23 protein-coding genes are annotated in these 21,264 nt (G+C 44.9%); 5 read left to right on the top strand and 18 right to left on the bottom strand.

Annotation, left to right across the window (positions count from 1 at the left end):
- Positions 1 to 101, top strand: a 101-nt coding sequence (locus H8K55_RS22335) for an integrase core domain-containing protein (RefSeq protein ID WP_186942982.1), incomplete at its 5' end; no start/stop codon positions are given.
- 60 nt (positions 102 to 161) lie between these two features.
- On the opposite strand, the gene pbpG is transcribed toward H8K55_RS22335, so the two are convergent.
- The 4 genes from pbpG to H8K55_RS15585 all read right to left on the bottom strand — a co-directional run bounded on the left by pbpG (position 162) and on the right by H8K55_RS15585 (position 4,604).
- Complete coding sequence (pbpG, locus tag H8K55_RS15600) at positions 162 to 1,259, bottom strand: D-alanyl-D-alanine endopeptidase (protein ID WP_230408650.1); 1,098 nt, start codon at positions 1,257 to 1,259, stop codon at positions 162 to 164.
- Positions 1,260 to 1,475: 216 nt separating this feature from the next.
- The gene (locus H8K55_RS15595) at positions 1,476 to 2,171 is read right to left on the bottom strand and encodes a nitroreductase (RefSeq protein ID WP_186942981.1); all 696 of its coding nucleotides are present in this window, start codon (positions 2,169 to 2,171) and stop codon (positions 1,476 to 1,478) included.
- Between the two features lie 71 nt (positions 2,172 to 2,242).
- Entirely contained in the window at positions 2,243 to 4,264 is a 2,022-nt protein-coding gene (locus tag H8K55_RS15590) for an ATP-dependent DNA helicase (RefSeq protein WP_186942980.1), read from the bottom strand.
- A gap of 163 nt (positions 4,265 to 4,427) precedes the next feature.
- Positions 4,428 to 4,604, bottom strand: coding sequence for a YdcH family protein (locus H8K55_RS15585; protein WP_408057979.1), 177 nt, complete (start codon positions 4,602 to 4,604; stop codon positions 4,428 to 4,430).
- Positions 4,605 to 4,709: 105 nt separating this feature from the next.
- Between H8K55_RS15585 and H8K55_RS15580 the strand changes: the two genes are divergently transcribed.
- Positions 4,710 to 5,507 (top strand): PP2C family protein-serine/threonine phosphatase, encoded by a 798-nt coding sequence (locus H8K55_RS15580; RefSeq protein ID WP_186942979.1) that lies wholly within the window; start codon positions 4,710 to 4,712, stop codon positions 5,505 to 5,507.
- Positions 5,508 to 5,658: 151 nt separating this feature from the next.
- On the opposite strand, the gene flgL is transcribed toward H8K55_RS15580, so the two are convergent.
- From flgL to flgB, 11 genes are all read right to left on the bottom strand, one after another.
- Positions 5,659 to 6,873: a flagellar hook-associated protein FlgL gene (flgL, locus tag H8K55_RS15575; RefSeq protein ID WP_186942978.1), complete on the bottom strand. Its 1,215-nt coding sequence runs from the start codon at positions 6,871 to 6,873 to the stop codon at positions 5,659 to 5,661.
- Between the two features lie 11 nt (positions 6,874 to 6,884).
- The gene (flgK, locus tag H8K55_RS15570) at positions 6,885 to 9,203 is read right to left on the bottom strand and encodes a flagellar hook-associated protein FlgK (protein ID WP_186942977.1); all 2,319 of its coding nucleotides are present in this window, start codon (positions 9,201 to 9,203) and stop codon (positions 6,885 to 6,887) included.
- A 122-nt stretch (positions 9,204 to 9,325) separates the two neighbouring features.
- A complete protein-coding gene (gene flgJ / locus H8K55_RS15565; protein ID WP_186942976.1) occupies positions 9,326 to 10,249 on the bottom strand; it encodes a flagellar assembly peptidoglycan hydrolase FlgJ in 924 nt (307 codons plus the stop codon).
- A gap of 40 nt (positions 10,250 to 10,289) precedes the next feature.
- Positions 10,290 to 11,435 carry a flagellar basal body P-ring protein FlgI gene (locus H8K55_RS15560; protein WP_186942975.1) on the bottom strand — a complete coding sequence of 382 codons (1,146 nt, stop codon included), beginning with the start codon at positions 11,433 to 11,435 and terminating at the stop codon, positions 10,290 to 10,292.
- Positions 11,436 to 11,449: 14 nt separating this feature from the next.
- Positions 11,450 to 12,118, bottom strand: a complete 669-nt coding sequence (locus H8K55_RS15555) for a flagellar basal body L-ring protein FlgH (protein WP_186942974.1) — start codon at positions 12,116 to 12,118, stop codon at positions 11,450 to 11,452.
- Between the two features lie 63 nt (positions 12,119 to 12,181).
- Complete coding sequence (gene flgG, locus H8K55_RS15550; protein WP_186942973.1) at positions 12,182 to 12,964, bottom strand: flagellar basal-body rod protein FlgG; 783 nt, start codon at positions 12,962 to 12,964, stop codon at positions 12,182 to 12,184.
- Positions 12,965 to 13,074: 110 nt separating this feature from the next.
- The gene (gene flgF / locus H8K55_RS15545; protein WP_186942972.1) at positions 13,075 to 13,815 is read right to left on the bottom strand and encodes a flagellar basal-body rod protein FlgF; all 741 of its coding nucleotides are present in this window, start codon (positions 13,813 to 13,815) and stop codon (positions 13,075 to 13,077) included.
- Positions 13,816 to 13,890: 75 nt separating this feature from the next.
- Entirely contained in the window at positions 13,891 to 15,216 is a 1,326-nt protein-coding gene (gene flgE / locus H8K55_RS15540; RefSeq protein ID WP_186942971.1) for a flagellar hook protein FlgE, read from the bottom strand.
- Between the two features lie 97 nt (positions 15,217 to 15,313).
- A complete protein-coding gene (locus H8K55_RS15535) occupies positions 15,314 to 15,985 on the bottom strand; it encodes a flagellar hook assembly protein FlgD (RefSeq protein ID WP_186942970.1) in 672 nt (223 codons plus the stop codon).
- 48 nt (positions 15,986 to 16,033) lie between these two features.
- Complete coding sequence (gene flgC / locus H8K55_RS15530; RefSeq protein WP_186942969.1) at positions 16,034 to 16,438, bottom strand: flagellar basal body rod protein FlgC; 405 nt, start codon at positions 16,436 to 16,438, stop codon at positions 16,034 to 16,036.
- A gap of 5 nt (positions 16,439 to 16,443) precedes the next feature.
- Entirely contained in the window at positions 16,444 to 16,839 is a 396-nt protein-coding gene (gene flgB / locus H8K55_RS15525) for a flagellar basal body rod protein FlgB (RefSeq protein ID WP_186942968.1), read from the bottom strand.
- A 306-nt stretch (positions 16,840 to 17,145) separates the two neighbouring features.
- Here flgB and flgA point away from each other — a divergent pair, with 306 nt between their 5' ends.
- The 3 genes from flgA (at position 17,146) to H8K55_RS15510 (ending at position 18,798) form a co-directional block, all read left to right on the top strand.
- Positions 17,146 to 17,862: a flagellar basal body P-ring formation chaperone FlgA gene (gene flgA / locus H8K55_RS15520; RefSeq protein ID WP_186942967.1), complete on the top strand. Its 717-nt coding sequence runs from the start codon at positions 17,146 to 17,148 to the stop codon at positions 17,860 to 17,862.
- A gap of 124 nt (positions 17,863 to 17,986) precedes the next feature.
- On the top strand, positions 17,987 to 18,301 hold the full coding sequence (gene flgM, locus H8K55_RS15515) for a flagellar biosynthesis anti-sigma factor FlgM (RefSeq protein ID WP_186942966.1): 315 nt from the start codon (positions 17,987 to 17,989) through the stop codon (positions 18,299 to 18,301).
- Positions 18,298 to 18,798, top strand: a complete 501-nt coding sequence (locus H8K55_RS15510; protein ID WP_186942965.1) for a flagella synthesis protein FlgN — start codon at positions 18,298 to 18,300, stop codon at positions 18,796 to 18,798. The genes flgM and H8K55_RS15510 overlap by 4 nt, the downstream gene beginning before the upstream one ends.
- A 193-nt stretch (positions 18,799 to 18,991) precedes the next feature.
- On the opposite strand, the gene motD is transcribed toward H8K55_RS15510, so the two are convergent.
- Genes motD through H8K55_RS15495 form a run of 3 tightly spaced genes read right to left on the bottom strand, consistent with a single transcriptional unit; the run spans position 18,992 to position 21,251 of the window.
- Complete coding sequence (motD, locus tag H8K55_RS15505) at positions 18,992 to 19,771, bottom strand: flagellar motor protein MotD (RefSeq protein ID WP_186942964.1); 780 nt, start codon at positions 19,769 to 19,771, stop codon at positions 18,992 to 18,994.
- 17 nt (positions 19,772 to 19,788) lie between these two features.
- The gene (locus H8K55_RS15500; protein ID WP_186942963.1) at positions 19,789 to 20,535 is read right to left on the bottom strand and encodes a flagellar motor protein; all 747 of its coding nucleotides are present in this window, start codon (positions 20,533 to 20,535) and stop codon (positions 19,789 to 19,791) included.
- A complete protein-coding gene (locus H8K55_RS15495; RefSeq protein WP_186942962.1) occupies positions 20,517 to 21,251 on the bottom strand; it encodes an RNA polymerase sigma factor FliA in 735 nt (244 codons plus the stop codon). Before H8K55_RS15495 ends, H8K55_RS15500 begins: the two co-directional genes overlap by 19 nt.
- Positions 21,252 to 21,264: the final 13 nt, after the last annotated feature.

The raw sequence follows: 21,264 nt of genomic DNA, 5'->3' as shown, positions 1-21,264 counted from the left end.
TCGCACAGTCCATTCAAATCTATAACAACGAACGGCCACACTCTAGTCTCAAAAACAAAACGCCCAATGAGGTTCATCGAGCGTGTTTGCAACACTTTTAGTTGTCAACTTATTTTAGGACTAGACACGTCAGTTCAGTAGAACTGAATGAATTTCTTTGTTCACGCCTGTGGACGCATGCCTTGTATCCATTTCTTGATCCGGCCAGCATCTGCTAAACGAGAATACTTCCCTTTAGAATCCAAGAATACCATCACTACCGCACGGCCTTCAATAATTGCCTGCATGACTAAACAACGTCCAGCTTCTGCGATATAGCCCGTCTTTTGTAAGCCGATATTCCAATCAGATTTTTCAACTAAATGATTAGTCGTACCGTACTCCAGCAAACGCTTACCTTTTGGATTCACCACGTAGTGACTATCGGTAGAGTATTCACGAATCAATGGGAATTGGTAAGCTGCGTTAATCAACTTAACCAAATCACGCGCACTCGCGACGTTCTTACTTGAAAGGCCACTAGAATCCACGTAGTAAGTATCGTTCATACCCAACTGTTTAGCCTTCGCATTCATTGCAGCGACAAACGCTGGCAAACCACCTGGATAACTACGTCCCAAAGCAGACGCAGCACGATTTTCGGAGCTCATTAGCGCGATATGCAACAAATCCGCACGAGAGAGTTTTGCACCTATTGTCAAACGTGATCCTGTACCTTTTTCTTTATCCAAATCTTCGTTGGTGATTTCGATAACCTCATCCAAATCTAGTTTGGATTCCACTACCACCAGACTAGTCATCAACTTAGTGATAGAGGCGATGGGCAAAGATACTTCTGCATTTTTTTCAAACAAGACTTTTGAACTGTCCTGATCAACGACGAATGCTGCATTAGAGGCCAGAGACAAAGCATCTTTGGAGTTCTTCAATCCAACTGCGTCACCAATACTAGGGCCTTCATTAATCTCAACCGCATGACGCGCGCCACGTTTTCCCTTCGCTAACTTCTGCGATTTTGCGGCGAGAACATGTTTTTTACCATGCTTAGAGGCATGCTTAGTTACATGTTTAGACGAGGCTTTAGCATGCACCAAAGTGGATTTTTTTGAGCTGGATTTTTTGCTGCGATGACTGTCACTTGCGGCGCTAACTTGACCAACTGCAAAGACAGAAACAAGTGCGAGTGTGGATATGACTGTTTTATTTAACGAAAAACTCAACATAGATTTCACCATGGACTTCAAGCGTAGTGCAACCATGTATTACTCCTAGAGACAAAAAATTTCCTAATGGAACGAAGTGTAGCAAATTATTGATAATTCGCAAGAGAATTAAAGACTTAGCGTTACTTCCTCATTAAAATTCTTCGAATTCGAATCAAAAATAAATAAATGATATAAATTTTTAATATTGAATGTGCTTTTTCAACATCGGTCACACGGGTTTCAATTCTTCATCGCAACAATTCGCTCAGCTCAATCAAAAAATTTAGCAAACGTATTTACCTCTGCCCGCTCTGTTTGCAAGCTATTTTCTATCTTACTCATATCCGCATATCCCATAGACATGCCGCACACTACCATTTCTTCCGCTAGCAATGCCAACTCCTCAGAAATGATGCTATGGAACTGTGTGAATGCAGCTTGCGGACAAGTATCAAGACCACGTGCCCGAGCGGCAAGCATAATATTTTGCAAGAACATACCGTAATCCAGCCATGATCCTTGCTCCATCACACGATCTATCGTAAATATCAGCCCTACTGGCGCATCAAAAAATTGATAGTTTCGTCCGTGCTGCGCATGCATTCCGGCTTTGTTGTCACGACCTAAGCCAAGTAAGCTGTACAAATCCCATCCCACTTTACGGCGGCGATCAATATAGGGGCTACGCCACTCCACTGGGTAATATTTATACTCTTCAGTATGTGACTTCGCGATATCAGGATTGTTATGCACTGCCATTATCTTCGAAGATAAATTTTGCAAACTATTTCCCGTTAGAACATAAACCTTCCAAGGTTGCGTATTGGTACCTGAGGGTGCTCGCGCCGCAATAGATAAAATAGCCTGAATATCTTCGTGTGCAACTGGCGTATTTAAGAATGCCCGCAATGAGCGTCGGGAACGAATCACCTGATCAACAGCTTCTTGGATAGAATTAGAAATCATCTGTGCTCCATAAATATCAAGGCAATTCTTACCTTGGAAAAATAAACCAAACTAAAACAAGAAAACGATGCTTACTCTCTAGAAGTGCTTGCCCTCGCCAAGCCAAGCTCTTCAAAAAACTTCAATACCACCGGTAATTCACGAGTACGTGAAAACGCAGGCAAGCTTTGCCAAATACGTTTGCCATACGGTTTGGAAATCAAGCGAGGATCGCAGATCATCAATACGCCACGATCAGTTTCATCGCGAATCAAGCGCCCTGCTCCTTGTTTCAGATTAATGATCGCTTCAGGTAATTGATGATGGACGAAACCATTCAAGCCTTTCTTCTCCATCGCCTCTATTCGCGCGGCTAGCACAGGATCATCAGGCGGCGCGAACGGCAACTTGTCAATGACGACTAGTGATAAAGCCTCACCGCGTACATCAACACCTTCCCAGAAACTTTGAGAACCAATCAGTACCCCATTTCCCGAAGCACGAAAGCGATCCAATAACTCGGTGCGACCAGCATCACCTTGCACAAAAAGTGGAAAATCCAAACCTCTCCGCGCAAACTCTTCTTTCAATCGCTCCGCGCAATGCTTAACAGCTTTATTCGTAGTGCAAAGTAAGAAAGTACGTCCTCCAGCTGCTTCTATCACGGGTAGCGCGGCGTCAACAACTGCGTCTGTATATTCCCTAGAATTGGGTTGCGGCATACCGTCAGGCACATACAAAATACCTTGTTCTGCATAGTTAAATGGACTAGGCCAGGTTCGTGCTGGTTCGTCCCACAATCCCATTTGTGAAACATAGTGGCTAAAATCATTTTTCACTGCCATCGTCGCTGAAGCAAAAATCCAAGTACGCGGTACGCCTTCTCGTTGCTTATTAAAGATAGGCGCAATGGACAAGGGCGTTCGATGTAATTGCAATGAAACAGAATAGGCTTCAACCCACAGAACACATTCAGGTTTACCTTTGGCTTCTTTCGAATTCGGATCTAGTTCGCGCCAATCATCTAGCTGATCCTGTAAGTCGATTGCCCGCACTCGGCACTGCTCTATGGTTTCTGCCCTTTCGGCCTGTTTTTCCAACACTTTGATTAAATCACCCATGCACGCTTTTAGTGTTTCCAAATTGGGGAAAAATTCGCTGGAAGGAGCAATTTGTTGTAAGGACAAACGGATTGAATCTTGCGGAAATGATAGCCGCAAATCACGCGCTGCACGTTCTACGGGTGCCACAATCTTAGCCCATTCGGCGCCATCTCGCGCATGAGATAATCCTTCAGCCAAAGTATCGCGACATAACTCTAAAATTTGAGAAGTTGAGATTGAGTCGCCAAAGAATAGTGTGGCAGTTTCTGGTAGCTGATGTGCTTCATCAAAGATGACGGTATTTGCCGATGGTAGCAATTCAGCGATTCCAGTATCTTTAAGCGCCAAATCGGCAAAAAACAAATGATGATTAACGACGACGACGTCGGCTTGCTGCGCCTCTTTACGCGCTTTCATCACAAAACAATCTTGGTAATATTGGCACTCCGAACCCATGCAATTGTCTTTGGTTGAAGTCACTAAACTCCACACTGGTGCAGTCTCAGGTACACGTGCCAACTCTGCTTTATCACCGCTACTCGTCGTCTTAATAAAACGTGAAATGTCACGTAAATAACCAACGTCTTCCCGCGATGTTAAACGCCCATTCTGCAAGGTTCTCTCAAGATGAAAATGACAAAGATAGTTGGCACGCCCTTTCAGCAAAGCAACCGATACTGGAGCCTTCAACACTTTTTTGATCGTAGGAATATCACGCAGATACAATTGATCCTGCAAATTTTTCGTGCCAGTTGAGACGATGACTTTGCCGCCCCACAGCAATGCGGGGATCAAGTAGGCAAACGTCTTTCCAGTGCCAGTACCAGCTTCCGCTAATAAGGTCTTTTGCCCTGCAATCGCCTGAGCAATCGCTTGCGCCATTTCAATTTGTGCTTGGCGCGAGCGATAACCGGGTATCGTGGAGCTTAACAGTCCAGTGTCCCCAAAGATTTTCTCGACCTCTGAATCATGGACTCCAGAAGCATGTGAATTTAAATTATTTTCAGTCAAAATATAATGCGGTCAGATACAACAAAATCGTTCCGGTGCTTACCGCAGCCGGCTTTATTGGCAGTTTCGAGCATCGTCACATCTGCCCGTTACAGTGTGTAGGTCAACTAGACGGTCAATGAAGAATTTTGTTCATCATATGCCTAAAGTCTTCAATTATCATTTAAGCTGGAATATCAGGCGACAATTGCATTTTAAGTAATGCTATGTAATCCTTTAGCTGCAATTTGCGCTTTTTTAGGCGTCGCAACTGTAATTCATCGTGATTGGGATCTTTGATAATAGCCTCAATCACTGAATCGAGATCACGATGTTCAACTTCTAATTCACAAATGCGCATTCGAATTTGATTTGTATGGTCCATAAGCTGTAAGAACGAGTAAAATGCAACGTGTTTATTTAAAAAGAATTCGGAATATCCGACTAGTGTAATCTACCACGACGTATGAGCCAATATAAGATCGAAGCAGGCACCGCTCAACATATCGGTGATCGTAAAGAACAACAAGACCGCGTGGCTCTTTTTGCTGCGCCACATGCACCCGGCCATATTATGGCGGTTGTTGCAGATGGCATGGGCGGTAAAAGCGGTGGCGCAATCGCAGCAGAACAAGTCGTTCGTTCGGCCAAAATGCTATTTGATGAATTCTCTCCCGGCAATGATATCAAAAAGATGCTGGAAGCAATTGTGCATGAAGCGCACACAGTCATCAAATTATCTGCAGTATCATCTGAAAAGGAGCCTCACAGCACCTTTGTGGCTTTAGTAATTTCTCCTCAAAAGGCGGTCTGGGCGCATGTAGGCGACTCTCGCCTGTATCGGTTTGACGGCCCCAATTTCGCTGAAAGAACGAAAGATCATTCCTACGTCGAACGCTTGGTTGACGAAGGCGTGATTACGTCTGAAGAAGCGAAGAACCACAAAATGTCGAATGTCCTGGTCAATGTACTCGGGTCAAAGAATGCAATCCCCTACGTCAGTTTTGGCGAAAAGGATAATCTAGAACATGGTGATTCATTTCTACTATGCTCAGATGGTCTGTGGCACTACTTTGCGGACATAGAATTATCTGTAGCGGTAGGTGCAAGCACGCCACGTCAGGCCTCAGAATTATTGGTAAAGAAAGCGCGCGAACGGGCAAATTCACAAGGAGATAACGTTTCTTTTGCAATTATCAAACTGGTGCCGCCACCAGTAGAGCAAAAAACGTATATTGCAGAAAAAATGACACGTGCCATCTAAAGAATCAAGCACAGACACAAAGACTATTTCAAACTCGTTGTGACAATTCAATGCGAAAAAAAATGCCCAATAGTAATTTATTGGGCATTTTAATTTGTGACTAGCAAAACTTTTGCTTAACTCATCACGGTATCGACTATTTGATAGCGTATTAATTTATATAACTAAACAGCGACAAAGAAGAGGTTTTCACAAAAGATTGCTGAGCCGCCTGCAACACTACCTGATTTTGATTCAACTCAGTAATCGCCTTTGCATAATCAAGATCTTGCAGTGCGGATAATTCTTGTTTATAAATCAACCCCATGCTATCGCCAGCGCTATTCAAATTTTCTAGTTCTTTCAATGACGTACCGAAATTTGTACGTGCAAGTAAAACATTTGAAAGCGACTTATCAATATTGAAATTTGCCTGGCTCAAATTGGCTGTTAATTCCAATTTTTGTGGCACTGTGCCTGCCGGACTACGTAAGGTATTGATGAGATCGGTGAGTGTTTCAAAAATATTTTGATTACCAGGTTGAATCGAAAACTTATCGCCGGGCCCTGGCGCACCAGGTGTATTGGTTAAGGTAATGTCCATACCATCAACGGTTACCGTTTGAGGGCTAGCATAAGCAGTGGTCGGAGTGACGACAACACCAGTAGTTTTGTTCGTAATTGTAAAGTTCGCCCCTGTGTTATCAAAGGCAACTTCATAATTGTTACCAGTCAAGTTGGCAGTAGTCGGCACATTGATCGCCGCTGTGGCAACAGCTTGACCTGTATTCGAAGGATTTGATCGGACGTTAAACTGAGAGTTAGACGTCTTGATATTACCAAAAATTGCCGAACCAACTTCGTTGATAGGAATTTGTCTAGAGGTATCAACTTGTAATACACGACCACCTTGATCGCCGTTATATTGAGCCCCACCCTGGGTTTTCGTATACGGTGCAATAGATGAGGAAAATCCGGAAAACAGATACGAATCTGTTCCGTCAGTCGCATTTGCAAAGCCAAATAATTGATCAAGATTGCCTTGCAATTCATTGGCGATATATCCTCGCTCCTGATCGGTAAGCGTACCATTGCCTGCGCTGACAACCAGCGTTTTTACGTTATGTAAGACATTCGTCACATTGCTCAAAGTATCTTCAGCAATACTTAGGGTGTTGGTTGCGTTCTTTCGATTGACAGCAAACTGATCATTTACTGCATCAGTCTGCGAAATTACCAAGGCGCGAGCAGAACCAATTGGATCATCCCCAGGGTTCAAGATACGACGTCCAGAGGCAATTTGCTGTTGAGTCCGATTCAAACTCACTTGCAAGTCGCTGATACGAGCGCCACCCGATTCGTAAATTGTATTTGTACTAATACGCATGATTATCTCTCTTATCGACCTAAGGCAAGTAAAGCATCAAATAACTGACTCGCGATTTGCATTAATTTTCCCGCCGCTTGATAAGCTTGTTGGTAGCGCAATAAATTGGCAGCTTCCTCATCCAAATTGACGCCAGACTCAGATTGTTGCGCTTGCAAAGCTTGCGACAACAACTTGGTTTCTGCACTCTTACTGACTTCCATCTCATGCGCTTTGTTACCGACATTACTGACAAACTGGCCGTATGCGCCTTGAAAACTGGTTGTTCCAGATCCCATGGTGTTTTTTGTTTGCAAGCTACCTAGCAAAGTGGCGTTGCGATTATCACCGGTACCGGAAGGATTCCCGGCGATCTTGACGACGTCGCCATTGGTATAGGCTCCTGACACGGTAAAACTCAAGCCGTTAAAGCTGATAGTCGAGCCTTCGATATAGGGGATAGCAGAGCCAGCAACATAGGAAGTTGTTGTGTTTCCATTCTTAACAGTCACGTTCGCGTTCGCAGGAAATCCTGTGAAATTATTGCCAGCTGAGTTATAGGTCAACGTTGCCGGAGTGATCGGCAAAGAGCTTCCCAGTGTGAATGTTTCACCTGCCGCCGGAGTTGTGGGATTGTCTTTAATTACAAAGCTCACACCACCGTAGGTCACAGTCGCACCACTTGTATACGGCACGTTCACTACTTTAGGTGGTGTCGCAGCTGGTGCAGCGGCAGCTGCAACTTCATAGTTGGAAGTAACACCGCCATTAGTGACAGATACTAAGGCACCCACTGGAAATCCAGCCAAACTATTGGGGCCAGTTGCAAACGTTAAGTTTAATGGCGGTGTGAGCGTGGCGCTATTATACGAATCGCCAACGACCACCGATCCAATGAATCCATTAACAGAATTACTCGTAGCCGATACCGTCGCATTCACAACGCCAGAGCTTATTTTTCCCGTACCTAAGTTGGTACTTGGTAAACTAGTCGTCACAGGCGCAGCCGCCGCAATTTTAGTAATATCTGTAATGGCAACGCTAATGGATGACGCAGCTAACGCAGTAGGGCGGACCAAAAATTCATCATTCACCGAAGGTGCCACGACAGCTGGTGGCGCACCAATCGTAGCCAGATTAAAACTGAGACCATCAATCACTGCAGGCAAAGTATTGGATGTTTGTACATTTCCGTCAGAGACCCGCGTGATCTTGAAGTAGTTAGGCGCTGGACCAACGCCTGCCAAGTATTGCACGCGATAGTCACTCGTCGTCAACGCACTGACATCAGAGTAGGAAACAGCCATATTCGCTGTACTAAGATTGGCGCCACTAGGAGTAGAAGTCGGGCCTGAAATAGTAAAGAAATCTTTACCAATTTGACCATTTAAATCTTGTCCTAACTTATGTTGATCATTAAATTCTGCCGCGATTGACACAGCAACTCGACCAAGAGAGTTGCGTGACAAGTCTAATGAGTTAGATCTAAATGCAAACAATCCACCGAGTTCACCGCCTGTAATACTTTGCTCATTCAATTGAACGAGGGAGCCATTATTTTCGTAGGAAACCTGAAGCCTTGTAGGATCAGTAAGCGAACTTGTTGGTTGTAAGACGCTAACTTTGGCACCAAGTACCAAAGGCTGACCAGTTCCCATGAAAACGTTATATTTTCCACCTTGATTGACGACAGACACGCTGACTAATTTACTTAATTCAGTCACTGCGTTATCGCGTTGATCTAACAAGTCATTCGGAGCCGCACCACCAGAAACGGACTGTGCAGTTTCAATAAAATCATTTAAATCTGCAATTTGTTTAGCGAAACCGTTTATCCCCGTCACTGTTTGTGAGATGCGATTATTTACATCTTCTGACACCTGATCGAGACGTGCCCCCATACTCTGTACTCGAGAAACCAAGGACGAGGCATTAGACAATACTGCCTGTCTTGCTGCTGAACCTGCAGTTCCATTGGGACTGGTCGCTAGATTTTGGATGGAACTAAAAAATTCTTGTAGTGCAGGAGAAATCCCCGCAGATTGATCCGCAACCAAATTACTAATCTGTTGTACTTGATTGAAATATGCAGAGGCGTAATTTTGTGAGGATTGTGTGGAGTTTACTTGCTGGGCAATAAATTCGTTATAAACCCGTCTAACCTCGCCCACTTGAGTACCCTGCCCAATAAAGCTACCGCCGACGTTTTGCGCGGCCGCAGCACTTTGAAGCAAAATCTGTCGGCTGTATCCCGGTGTGTTCACGTTGGATATGTTATGCCCAGCTGTGGCGATCCCCATCTGCGCCGCAGCTAATGCACTTTGCCCAATTCCAAGAATATTGGTACCCATAATTCAACCTATTCACTCAAATGTCGATACTTACACTGCCCGCGTTAAAAGCCATCTCCGGCTTCCGTCTTCTATTTTAACGGGTCATTACAGGAAAACTTTAATCTACCAAGCTTGCTTGATCAGCCCGAAAAAGACTGCTGTATCACTTTCGTCAACTTTTGTGCATATTGCGGGTCCGTGGCATAGCCAGCTTTTTGAAGGGCGCGGGCGAACTGTGCGGCATCACCTCCGTTTTGCAATACAGATTGATAGCGGGGGTTGTCTTGTATGAGTTTTGCGTAGTCTTTGAAGGCGTCGCCGTAATTATCATAGGCGCGGAATTTTTCAACTTTTTGATAGGCAACGCCGTTTGTATATTCAGTAGTCAATGCATCAACAGTTCGGCCTTTCCAGTTTCCACTTGCCTTAATGCCAAAAACATTGTGGCTAGCTGAGCCATCCATCGCCTTGATTTCATGCTTGCCCCAACCCGATTCTAAGGCAGCTTGCCCCAACATGAATTTGGCTGGAATCCCAGTGCCCTGACTTGCGATTTCAGCATGCACACCTAACTTTCGAGTGAATTCCTGAACATGCGGCATGGTGGAGTTTGACTCAATACTGCTCGTAGAATTAAGCAACTGCTCCGCCTTTGTCGCATATTTTTGTTGCTGCATATATTGCTGGACACCGCCTAATCCCCCAAGTGCAGGAGGTGGCGATTTTTCAAATGAACTTTCAGACTGCAGGGCCTGGGTCATTGCATTATTTGATAGCTGCCTCACCATCGCATCCGCCAAGCCGATCCCGCGACTTGCCATTTTTTGCGATAATTGTTGATCTAACATCGACGTATACATTCGGCTTTGCTCGTTATCAAACATGCCTTCCTGACTACCGGCCTGACGCATGGATTTGAGCATCATGCTCACAAATAAAGCTTCAAATTGAGTCGCGGCAGCCTTGAGAGCTTCTGGTGAATTATCTTTTGAAGATTGGCGCAATGCATCGAGCCCCTTGCTATCAAAAGCAAGTTTGTCTGACATATCTGCGCGACCAATCATATTTTCACCGTTCCAATAATTTCAACAATAATGCACTTACTTAAATAATTTCCAGCTCAGCGCGCAACGCACCAGATGACTTCATCGCCTGCAAGATCGCCAGAAGATCTTGAGGTGTTGCACCTATTGAATTGAGTGCCTTGACTACATCGGCCAAAGAAGCTCCTGCCTTCAACATCAACAACTGCCCCCCCTCTTTGGTGATGGCGACATTGGAATTTGGCGTTGCCGTAGTTTGACCATTGCTAAGAGCATTCGGTTGGCTGACTGTATTATCGGTATTGATCACCACACTCAAATTACCATGCGCCACTGCGCACGCTTCTAGGCTCACCGATTGGTTCATGACAATCGAGCCGGTACGAGCATTGAGAATGACTTTTGCAGCAGTTTGTGCGGGCGTTACTTCTATACTTTCCAATGCGCCTAAGAAGGCGACGCGTTGATCATTCATTTGCGGTGCTTTTACTTGAATGACACGTCCATCCACCGCTGCAGCTGTCTCGGGACCAAACTTTTTATTGATCGCTTCCACCACGCGACTAGCTGTTGAAAAATCGGCGGTATTTAATTCCAGTTGTATAGAATTTCCATGCCCTAATGGCGATGGCACTGCGCGTTCCACAGTCGCGCCTCCAGAAATTTTACCGACACTTAAATGATTGACCTGAACTTGACTGCCATTCGCCGAAGCACCAACGCCACCCACTAAGATATTGCCCTGAGCGATGGCATAGATTTGATTATCAGCACCTTTCAGTGGTGTCATCAAAAGTGTTCCACCTTTCAAGCTTTTTGCATTTCCCATTGAGGACACTGTGATATCCAAAGTTTGCCCGGGTTGAGAAAAAGGCGGTAAGGAAGTTGTGACCATGACTGCAGCAACATTCTTCAATTGCAAGCTAGTTCCCACAGGAATTGTCACGCCCATTTGTTGCATCATGCTGATAATACTTTGCACCGTGAATGGTGTTTGTGTAGTCTGATCGCCACTACCATCTAAACCAACTACTAATCCATATCCCATTAATTGATTCTGCCGCACTCCTTGTATTCCAGCGAGGTCTTTAAGGCGCTCTGCTTGCACCGGTAGCGAGAACACCACCGTCAATATGACGCAGACGATCAGGCTTGCAGATCGAAGCTTTTGATTTAATTTAAGACTAATGTGCATCAACATATCCATGGCTTGCTCTCAAATTAAAATGGCAGGACGCTCAAGAAGAATCTGGTCAACATTGAACTGACTTCGGTGAAATCAACATGAGATGTCGATCGATATTCGAATCGTGCTTCAGCTACCTGAGTTGACGACACTTGATTCGCTGCAGTAATAGTGCGAGGATTCACCACGCCAGAAAATCGTACAAACTCAGCGCCCTTATTAAATGCAATTTGCTTCTCGCCGCTGACGAGCAAATTACCATTTGGCAGAACTTCGATGACAGTAGCAGCAATGGTTCCAGAGAAGGAATTACTGGCTGTCTCTGCGCCTTTCTCATCAAACTTGGAAGAAGCCGTTGTGGAGATTGACGCTTTCGCGGTTGTACTCGAAGGAACACCGAAAATAGTCGGTGCTGCAAACGCAGCGCTCCCTGCTTTACTGCCGGATGCGCCAGCCGCTTTCGTCGCAGAAGTATTTTCGCTGATCGTAATTGTCAGCACATCTCCCACCATGCGCGCCTTTACATCCTCAAATAGAGGTCGATAACTGGCCGCTTGAAAAATCGCGCCATTCGCTTCACGTTGATTCTTTGCACTTTGTGCTTGAACAATTCCGGATTGATGCACTATTGCCGGAGGCGCTGTGCCACAGGCGCTCAATGCAATGAGACTGGCAAGCAAGATGATTGTTTTTGACGTTTTCATTTCAGATATTCCACGATGTCACTGTATGTCAAAACAAGAAATTAAATGCTTCAAAACACCGCATTACAACTGCGATAAGCGTTGCAACATTTGATCCGATGTCGTAATCGCTTTGCTGTTAATTTCGTAGGCACGTTGCGTCTGTATCATGCTGACCAATTCCTCCGCGACATTCACATTGGAAGTCTCAACAAATGCTTGAACGATCAAGCCCGCACCATTCGTACCTGGCGCATTTGTGCCGGGATTACCTGATGCGGCGGTTTCAACATAAAGATTTTCGCCCAGACTCATCAGTCCAGCCGGATTGATAAAGGTCGCGAGCTGAATGGAACCGACTTGAACCGCAGCAGTAGACCCAGGTTGCGTAACGGAGACCGTACCATCACGCCCCACGGTAATTGTTTGCGCATTAGCAGGTATCGTAATCGCGGGCTGAATGACAAACCCACTAGAAGTCACCATTTGGCCTTGATTATCAACTTGAAACGAACCATCTCGGGTGTAACCTGTCGTGCCATCTGGCATCAATACCTGAAAGAAACCTTGACCATTAATTGCCAGATCCTTGTTATTGCCAGTTTGCTGCAAATTTCCTTGCGTAAAAATACGCTCAGTCGCGACCGGACGTACGCCAACACCCAATTGCAAGCCGGATGGTAATTGCGTTTGTTGAGAGCTTTGTGCACCAGGCTGACGCATGGTTTGATACAAAAGATCTTCGAACACAGCGCGTGAACGTTTGAAACCCGTGGTGCTGACATTCGCCAGGTTATTGGTAATCACATCCATTTGCGTTTGCTGCGCATCTAGCCCAGTCTTCGCAATCCATAATGAGCGTATCATGTCTTTCTCCTATTCACTTACTATGCAATGTGCCGTCTCTGCATCATCTCAAGCAATCCAAAATTACATCACACCGATTCAATCAATACCTTATTGTGCAATGTTATGTCTTAAGTTAATGCGAAGATTTGACTAGCTTTTGTCGCGTTACTCTCGGCATTAGTCAATAGCTTCATCTGCATTTCAAACTGGCGCGCCAAATTAATCATTGTCACCATAGACTCAACCACGTTCACATTACTTCCTTCCAGCATGCCACCTGCGACTGAAACTGCGGCATCGGCAACTGGCACAACACCATCTTTAGTCTTAAATAATCCATCAGCATCACGAACAATATTTGCTTCAGGCGGATTCACTAATTTGAGACGACCAAGCACTTGTACTGCGTTTGGTTTTGTTCCCATCGGGACACTGGAAACCGTCCCATCTTTAGCAATCGCAATAGTGACTTCTGGTGGAATAGTGATCGGGCCTGTGTCACCCATCACGATCAAACCACTATGTGTTTGCAAGACACCATTTTCACTAATTTTCAAACTGCCATGTCGGGTCATTTTTTCAGTACCGTCTTCAGCTTGCACAGCCAGCCAGCCTTTTCCTTGAATAGCAACATCCAATTCGCGTCCAGTGTTTTGCAAACTACCACTAGAAAAATCTGTGCCAACTGTGGCATCAACGACAAAAGCACGCGTAGGCAGACCTTCGCTAACAACCGGCACAGCGCGAAATGAATCGATCTGCGCACGGAAGCCAGTTGTCGTGGCATTGGCGAGATTGTGCGATGTGGTCGCTTGCTGTTCCAGGATGTGTTTCGCTCCTGTCATCGCGGTATAAATTAAACGATCCATCGCACACTCCCTGCATCAACGATCATGAAATAATGAAAAACTACACATTCAACTAACCAACTAAGCAAGCAATGATTAGCGCAAATTCACCAAGGTTTGCAGCACTTGATCTTGGGTTTTGATAGTCTGCGCATTCGCCTGATAAACACGTTGCGCGGTAATCATATTGACCAATTCTCCCGTCAAATCCGTGTTTGAATCTTCGGTTGCATTTGAAGTCAAAACACCCATGCTGCCTGAACCTGGAGGACCAACTAATGCCGGACCAGAAGTCGCTGTCTCGGTCCATTGATTGTCACCTAAGGACTGCAAACCATTCGCATTAGTAAAGTTAGCTAAAGCGACCTGCCCCAAAACGGAGGTTTTACCATTGGTGTAACTACCGACGATCGTGCCATCTTTAGACGTATTAAACTTCGACAACTTACCTGAGGTGTAACCATCTTGCTTGATTGAGTTAACACTGAATGCAGCACCAAATTGCGTCGTGCCAGTCATATCGTACTTAACGGTAAATGGTGACGCGGCACCTGTCGCAACAGTCACTGCAATTGACAGTGCATTCGGATCAGTCAAGGCAAAAGGAGGCGTCGCACCAGTTAATTTACCTACATTGTCAAAACCAACTTTACCGATAGGAACTGGCGGCGCAGGCAAAACTGAGCCTACAGATAGTCCATCAACCGCGGCATAAACATTCCACTCCGCTGTCGCAGGTGCAGTTGGCGGCGTTGCGACCGGATCAATGCGAACGAAGAAGGTTTGCAAGACATGAGAATTTCCCAAACTATCGAATACAGCAACCGAAGTTGCATTGTTATATGACAGCGGATCGGTCAATGAAAAAGCAATAGGAGTGATCACTGGAGGTGATGCAACTGGTAATTGCGTACCTGGCACCAAAGCGCGCGAATCTAAGTTGAGCAAAGAAGTAACGGAATTAGTCTGCTTAGGCGCGATATCGCTAGTATTAATATTTAAGGGAACCGCGGAACCAGTCGACAGTACACCATTCGAATCCGCTGCATAACCAGTGAGTTTGGCACCTTGAGCATTAACAATATTACCCTCTTTGTCCAATGAAAACTGGCCGTTACGGCTATACGTAATTGCGCCATTTGTCGACATTCGAAAAAAGCCCGCGCCGTTAATCGCAATGTCCAGCGGATTATTTGTCGACGTAATATTCCCTTGCGTGAATAGCTGCGCGACGGTCTGCACCTTAACACCGATACCTGCACCACCGCCACCCGCGCCGCTCAAGGAATTCGCATAAACATCGGCAAACTGCGCCTGTGCCATTTTGAATCCGACTGTATTTGAATTGGAAATATTATTACCAATCACATCAAGCGATTTAGATGCGGCATTTAACCCGCTTAAGCCCTGTTGAAAACCCATGATACTTCTCCTCTACGTTGGATATAACACCCATACAAACCTAAAAATTTTCTAATCGCTGCAAGCGCAACATGCACAAACATGTCGAACTATTACCTCAAAAAATTTGCTTCACGTCCGACATCAATACATCACCCGCATTTGAAATACTTAACATCGTCCCTTGACTTCCAAATGAAACGCTAGAAACCAAACCAAAACTCATAGGGGTTACAGTCAACTTTGTATCGGCTGCACTTGCACTGACTTCAAAGTTGTAATTTCCATTTGCAACAGCAGTACCAGACTCATTTTTTCCATCCCATGAAATCGAGTTAAAACCGCTGGTCATACTATTGAAATTGAGCGTTTTGATTAAGGAGCCATTTTCATCTCGAATCTTCACCTGAATCTTGTCTGCATTCTGCGGCAGGTCAAATCCCAACACGGATTTGCCATCCTTCAATTCCACGTTAGATCCAGGAACCACTACTCCGTGCCCTATCATCGAAGCAGCCTGCAAATTTTGACTATTCTTGAAACTACCGTTCATCGCGGTCATCGTTTCGTTTAATTTATCGATACCTGTCACCGTTGAAAGTTGTGCCAGTTGACTTGTAATTTGAGCGTTATCCAGCGGATTTAAAGGATCTTGATTTTTCATCTGCGTGACTAACAAAGTCATGAATTTATCCTGAGCCTCTTGTGTTGCGCTTTTAGTGCCACGATTGCTGTTCATCGCAGCCAATAGGCTAGGATCAATCGTCGTATTTGTCGTTACATTACTCATTTTTTCACCTTTATACCTTCGCTAAATAAGCTCAATAAATTGAATATGCTATTGACCAATACTCAAAGTTTTCAACAACATCGCTTTTGCTGCATTCATTGTTTCGACATTTGTTTGATAGGATCGTGAAGCCGAAATCATATTCACCATTTCCTCAACCACATTTACATTTGGCATGGACACATACCCTTTTTCATCCGCCAGAGGATGTTTTGGGTCATACATCAATTTAGGCGGATTGGGATCTTCAACAACTTGTGTAACTTTCACTCCAGTTGATGCAGGATCGTTTGTTTGCATCGCTGTAAATACTACTTGCTTCGCTTTATAGGCTTGTCCATTTGAGCTGGTCACGCTATCAGCGTTCGCCAAATTGCTGGAAACGACATTTAAACGCTGTGCCTGCGCACTCATCGCGGATCCAGAAACATCAAAAATTTTAAATAGTGACATGATGATTACCCTTGTATCGCGGAAAGCAAACCTTTGATTTGCATGTTAATCATGGTTAAACTCGCTTCATATTTCAGCGCATTTTCTGTAAAGGCATTACGCTCGACATCCATATCAACCGTGTTACCGTCCACATTTCCCTGCACTTCTTTACGAAATGCTGGCGGCAGGCCGGCAACCGTGCCCGCTTGAGAAAAATGTGCCGCCGAGGTTTTCGCCAAATCATTCGCCGCATTTGTCTTTCCCAAAGCAGCACTCATTGCGGAGTTAAAATCCACGTCACGCGCTTTATAGTTTGGCGTATCGGCATTCGCGATATTTGATGCCAACAATTGCTGCCTTTGCCCACGAACGGACAATGCAAGCTGATGAAAGCGCATATAATCGTCTAGCTGATTCATTGTTTATCTCCGTTCTTTGATTCAACCCTGACCGCTTTCGCTCTATATCCAGAGGCACCATCAATTTAATTTCGGTATGCTTCAATTCATTACATTGCAACTCGTTCCAACTCAACTCAATTCAACTTGTTTGAACTCATTTGAACTAAGCGAACGGTTTTCCTTAATGTGCATAGTAGGCGCACAGTGTCCAATTTAATCCGCGAATAAAGAGCGGAAAAACCCATCTATTCACGCAATAGATCTCTGTCGCCAAGACTACAATTCATCTATCACGACATCGATCTATATCTCAGGAGTTATGCAGTGAATATCAAATTCCTACAGCACTTATTCTGTTTTGCCTTAGGAATACAAGCATTTCCTTCTGCCATAGCACAAGTGCTCGCCCCCACCCCTCCCCTAATTGAGCTTGGGCAGTTACCTGGCGAGGTTGAAAAATTCTTAAAATCTCAAAGCAGCAATTTGGGCGCAGAGACGGAAATTAATGTCAAACCAGTAGATCCACGTCTAAAATTGCAAGCCTGTGCTCAACTCAACGCATTTCTGCCGCCCGGCAGCAAAGCCTGGGGCAAAGTCACGGTAGGACTACGTTGCACAGATCCTAAGCCGTGGACGATTTATGTCGCAGCGCATGTACGGGTATTCGGTGACTATTACGTGGCCAGAAATGCCATCAGTGCCGGTCAAGTTCTTAATGAGCAAGATATAGTGAAGATGCATGGTGAACTAAGTAATCAAGCTTCTGGAATCATCATTAAAAGCGAAAACGCTATCGGCAAAACCATGCTGACTGCAGTTCCGGCGGGTACCGGCATAAGACAGGATATGTTCAAGTTAATACCGATCATTCAACAAGGGCAAAGTATCAAAATCGTTAGCCAAGGAAATGGTTTTCGTGTTTCAAATGATGCTGTAGCTTTAAACAATGCGTCAGAGGGACAGCTCACCAGAGCGAAAACCAACTCCGGCCGACTAGTTAGCGGCATCGCCAGAGTTGGCGGAATTATTGAAGTTCAATAATTCAAGATAAAAAGTATAGAAAAAAAATAAGTCAGCGATTTCTGCAAATAAGGTTAAAGTTTAAAAATAGCGCGCCGTTATATTGGTTGTAGATGAATGTAAATCCAACCTCAGAGGTACCATCGTGAAAATCAATGACTCGCTAAATTCAACCCAAGGGCTACCGACCGGCCCGTCGGCGCCAAGGGCCGACAAGGCTGGAGATAATGCAAAAGTTGCAACAACACCTTCCATTAACGTACAGATTTCACCACTTTCTGTGCAATTGCAATCTATGCAGCGCACACAAGCAAGTGGTGCTGTGTTTGAAGCTAAGAAAGTAGAAGAAATTAAATTGGCGATTGCAGAAGGCCGCTTTCAGGTCGATGCAGAAAAAGTCGCAGATGGACTATTAGAAACGGTTAAAGATTTACTTAACGCTAGAAGACAGCCAACATGAACCAAGCATTGACCAATACTGCGCAATTACAGCAAATCATCGACCAAGAGATAGTCGTCATGCAATCATTGACGCAACTTTTGGATGAAGAGCAGCAGGTTTTGGTCAATAACGATTCAGAAAAGCTCGAATCGATTACGCCAAATAAAAATCAACTTTTGGCGCAAGTCATCGAATTAGAAAAAAATCGTAGTGAGTTACTATTAAACTCAGGGCATAGCAGTGACGCGAAAGGCATGCTGAATTTTTTTACTGCAAATACAGGCAATCATTCTTTAAAACTAGAAAATTCTTGGCAATCTTTGCTGGATATTTCCAGTCAAGCACAAGAAAAAAACAGAACGAATGGACTGCTAATTAATCGCCATTTAAGTAAAAATCAAGCAGCACTTAATGTCCTCCAAAGTGGAGGCGGTCATCAGGCTGGCTCCATGTATGGCGCAGATGGCCAATCAAAGGTCAAGCCTAGTGCTGGGCGCGGCATCGTTGCTGGCTAACGCGTAATTCCTCTTTTCGCGCTTCCACACATCATCGCTCCACACACCATCGCAACAATTTATTTAGATACACCGGACATGCAGTTGCCTTTCTAAATAAAAATTAATTTCCTTTTCGCCACTTTCAAATTTGCGTGAGTACACGAGTATTTTTGCACTTACGATTTATACAGACAGTGCGCACCTACAACACCTAAGGCTTAGGATTTGGTGTAACTGGAATATCTATTGGTGATTCCGGTAAGACCGAAAGTATTGTGACCGTTACTCGCCGGTTTCTCGCTCTCCCCTCAACACTATCGTTCGACCCAACTGGAGATTTAGGCCCCTGCCCTACCGCGGTTATTCGATTTTCGTCGACGCCGTTTTCCATGAATAAGCGTGCAACGGAGCTAGCACGCACCGCAGACAATTCCCAATTGGAGGGAAATGTGGAATTCTTAATCGGTAAATTATCAGTAAATCCTTCAACCTGAATCGCGTGATTGTCAATTTTCAGCACTTCGGCAATTGCCCTTAAGGCTTGAATCGAATCCAAATTCAGCTTAGCGTCACCCTGAGCGAACAGCAAACTCGCATTAATTTCGATAGCAACACCGCGACTAGTTTGCGTCACACGTACTTTTCCCTCGCGCACCAAAGGTTCCAAGACGGTCAAGATGTCACGCGCAACGTTAGTCATCTTTTCACGTTCTCTTCTTAGTGGCTCAGCATTTTTCGGCTTGACGATGGGAAGTAAATTGATGACTGAATTTTGACTTTTTTTGATGTCTGGGATATCTCCGCCGGCGACTAAGACAGTGCCAAATGCACCTGTCAGTGAGTTTGATAGCACCCGATATTTACCCTCATTCAAAGAGGAAATCGCGTACATCACGACAAAAAATGCAAACAATAAAGTCATAAAGTCAGCGTAAGAAACTAGCCAACGATCATGATTATCGGGTTCTTCGTGATATTTTTTACGCGCCATAACTTGTCGGTGTTAACTCACACTTTGGTACGATGATTCGACAGACGTTCTTCCACAATTCTTGGGCTATCGCCTTGTGCAATGCTGTAGAAAATATCCGCCAACATTTCACGTCTGACGATTTCCTTGCCAACGATTTCTTTCAATTTATTCGCGACTGGTAAAAAAAATAAATTAGCCAAACCAACACCGTAAATTGTTGCGACAAAGGCGACCGCAATACCACTACCTAGCTTACTCGGATCGGTCAGATTTTCCATCACGTGAATGAGGCCTAATACCGCACCTAAAATACCTATCGTCGGTGAATATCCACCGGCTGCATCCCAAATCTTAATGGCCTGCCGTTGCTCCATTTCATAGAAAGAAATGTCCACATCTAAAACATCTTTGATCCGGTCAGGATCAATACCATCCACTACCAACTTCAAGCCTTTTTCAATAAATGGATCTTTGACCGTGTCGATATAGCGCTCCAGGCTCAAAAAGCCTTCGCGGCGGGCAACAACACTCCACACCATCGCTTCTTGTACATTTTTGCGGCTTCTATCCTCCGGCATCATGACTATCCATTTCAGCATTTGGAGGCCACGAATAAAAGTAGGCATACGACTTTGCAACAGCACCGCACCGATCGTACTCACAACCACAATCACAAACGCCGCTGGCTGCAATAGCGATGCCAGATGACCACCCTCCAGTACTTGCCCTGAAAGTATGCCGACGAAGACGAGAATAATCCCTATTAAGCTAGCCCGGTCCACGCTCGCTCCCTCAATGATGCACGCAACCTGGCAACCGCCTGGCTGTGTAATTGCGACACCCGAGATTCAGAAACACCCATCACGGCACCTATCTCTTTCAAGTTTAATTCCTGTTCGTAATATAAACCCATCAGTAGCTTCTCTCGCTCTGGAAGGCTGTTAATTGCATGGACGACGGCATCACGGAAATCACCATGCAACAAATCTTGCAGAGGGTCTCCCGAGCGCTCATCGTTACAGAAATGATCGAGAAAATGCTCTTTGGTATCGGCGTCATGAAAATCTTCGTAATACAGCAATTGATGACCACCACTTTCACCTAATAACTCCTGGTAATCTACTAGGGTTAGTTTTAGATGTTTTGCCAATTCAGTTTCTAAAGGTGGACGTCCCAATTTTTGCTGCATCTCATTCATCGCGTTTTCAATCTTGCGCATATTTTGACGCACGCCACGCGGCAACCAATCGCTACTACGTAGCTCATCTAGCATCGCTCCACGAATTCGCTGAATTGCGTAAGTCTCAAACTGCGCGCCATGATTATCTTCATAGCGATTCACCGCATCGAGCAAGCCTATCATGCCAGCCTGAACCAAATCATCAACTTCGACACTGGGCGGTAGCCTTGCTTTTAACTGATAAGCCAAGCGCTTCACCAGAGGCGCATGCTCGGTGAGGATTGAGTTCTTATCTGATTTACCACTCGCTGTGTACATAAACTAATTCATA

It is taken from the genome of Affinundibacterium flavidum, from assembly GCF_014284175.1.
In the GTDB taxonomy this organism is placed as follows: domain Bacteria; phylum Pseudomonadota; class Gammaproteobacteria; order Burkholderiales; family Burkholderiaceae_D; genus Undibacterium; species Undibacterium flavidum.
Note: the sequence above shows the minus strand (reverse complement) of the source record. Positions and strands in the feature narration are given on the sequence as shown.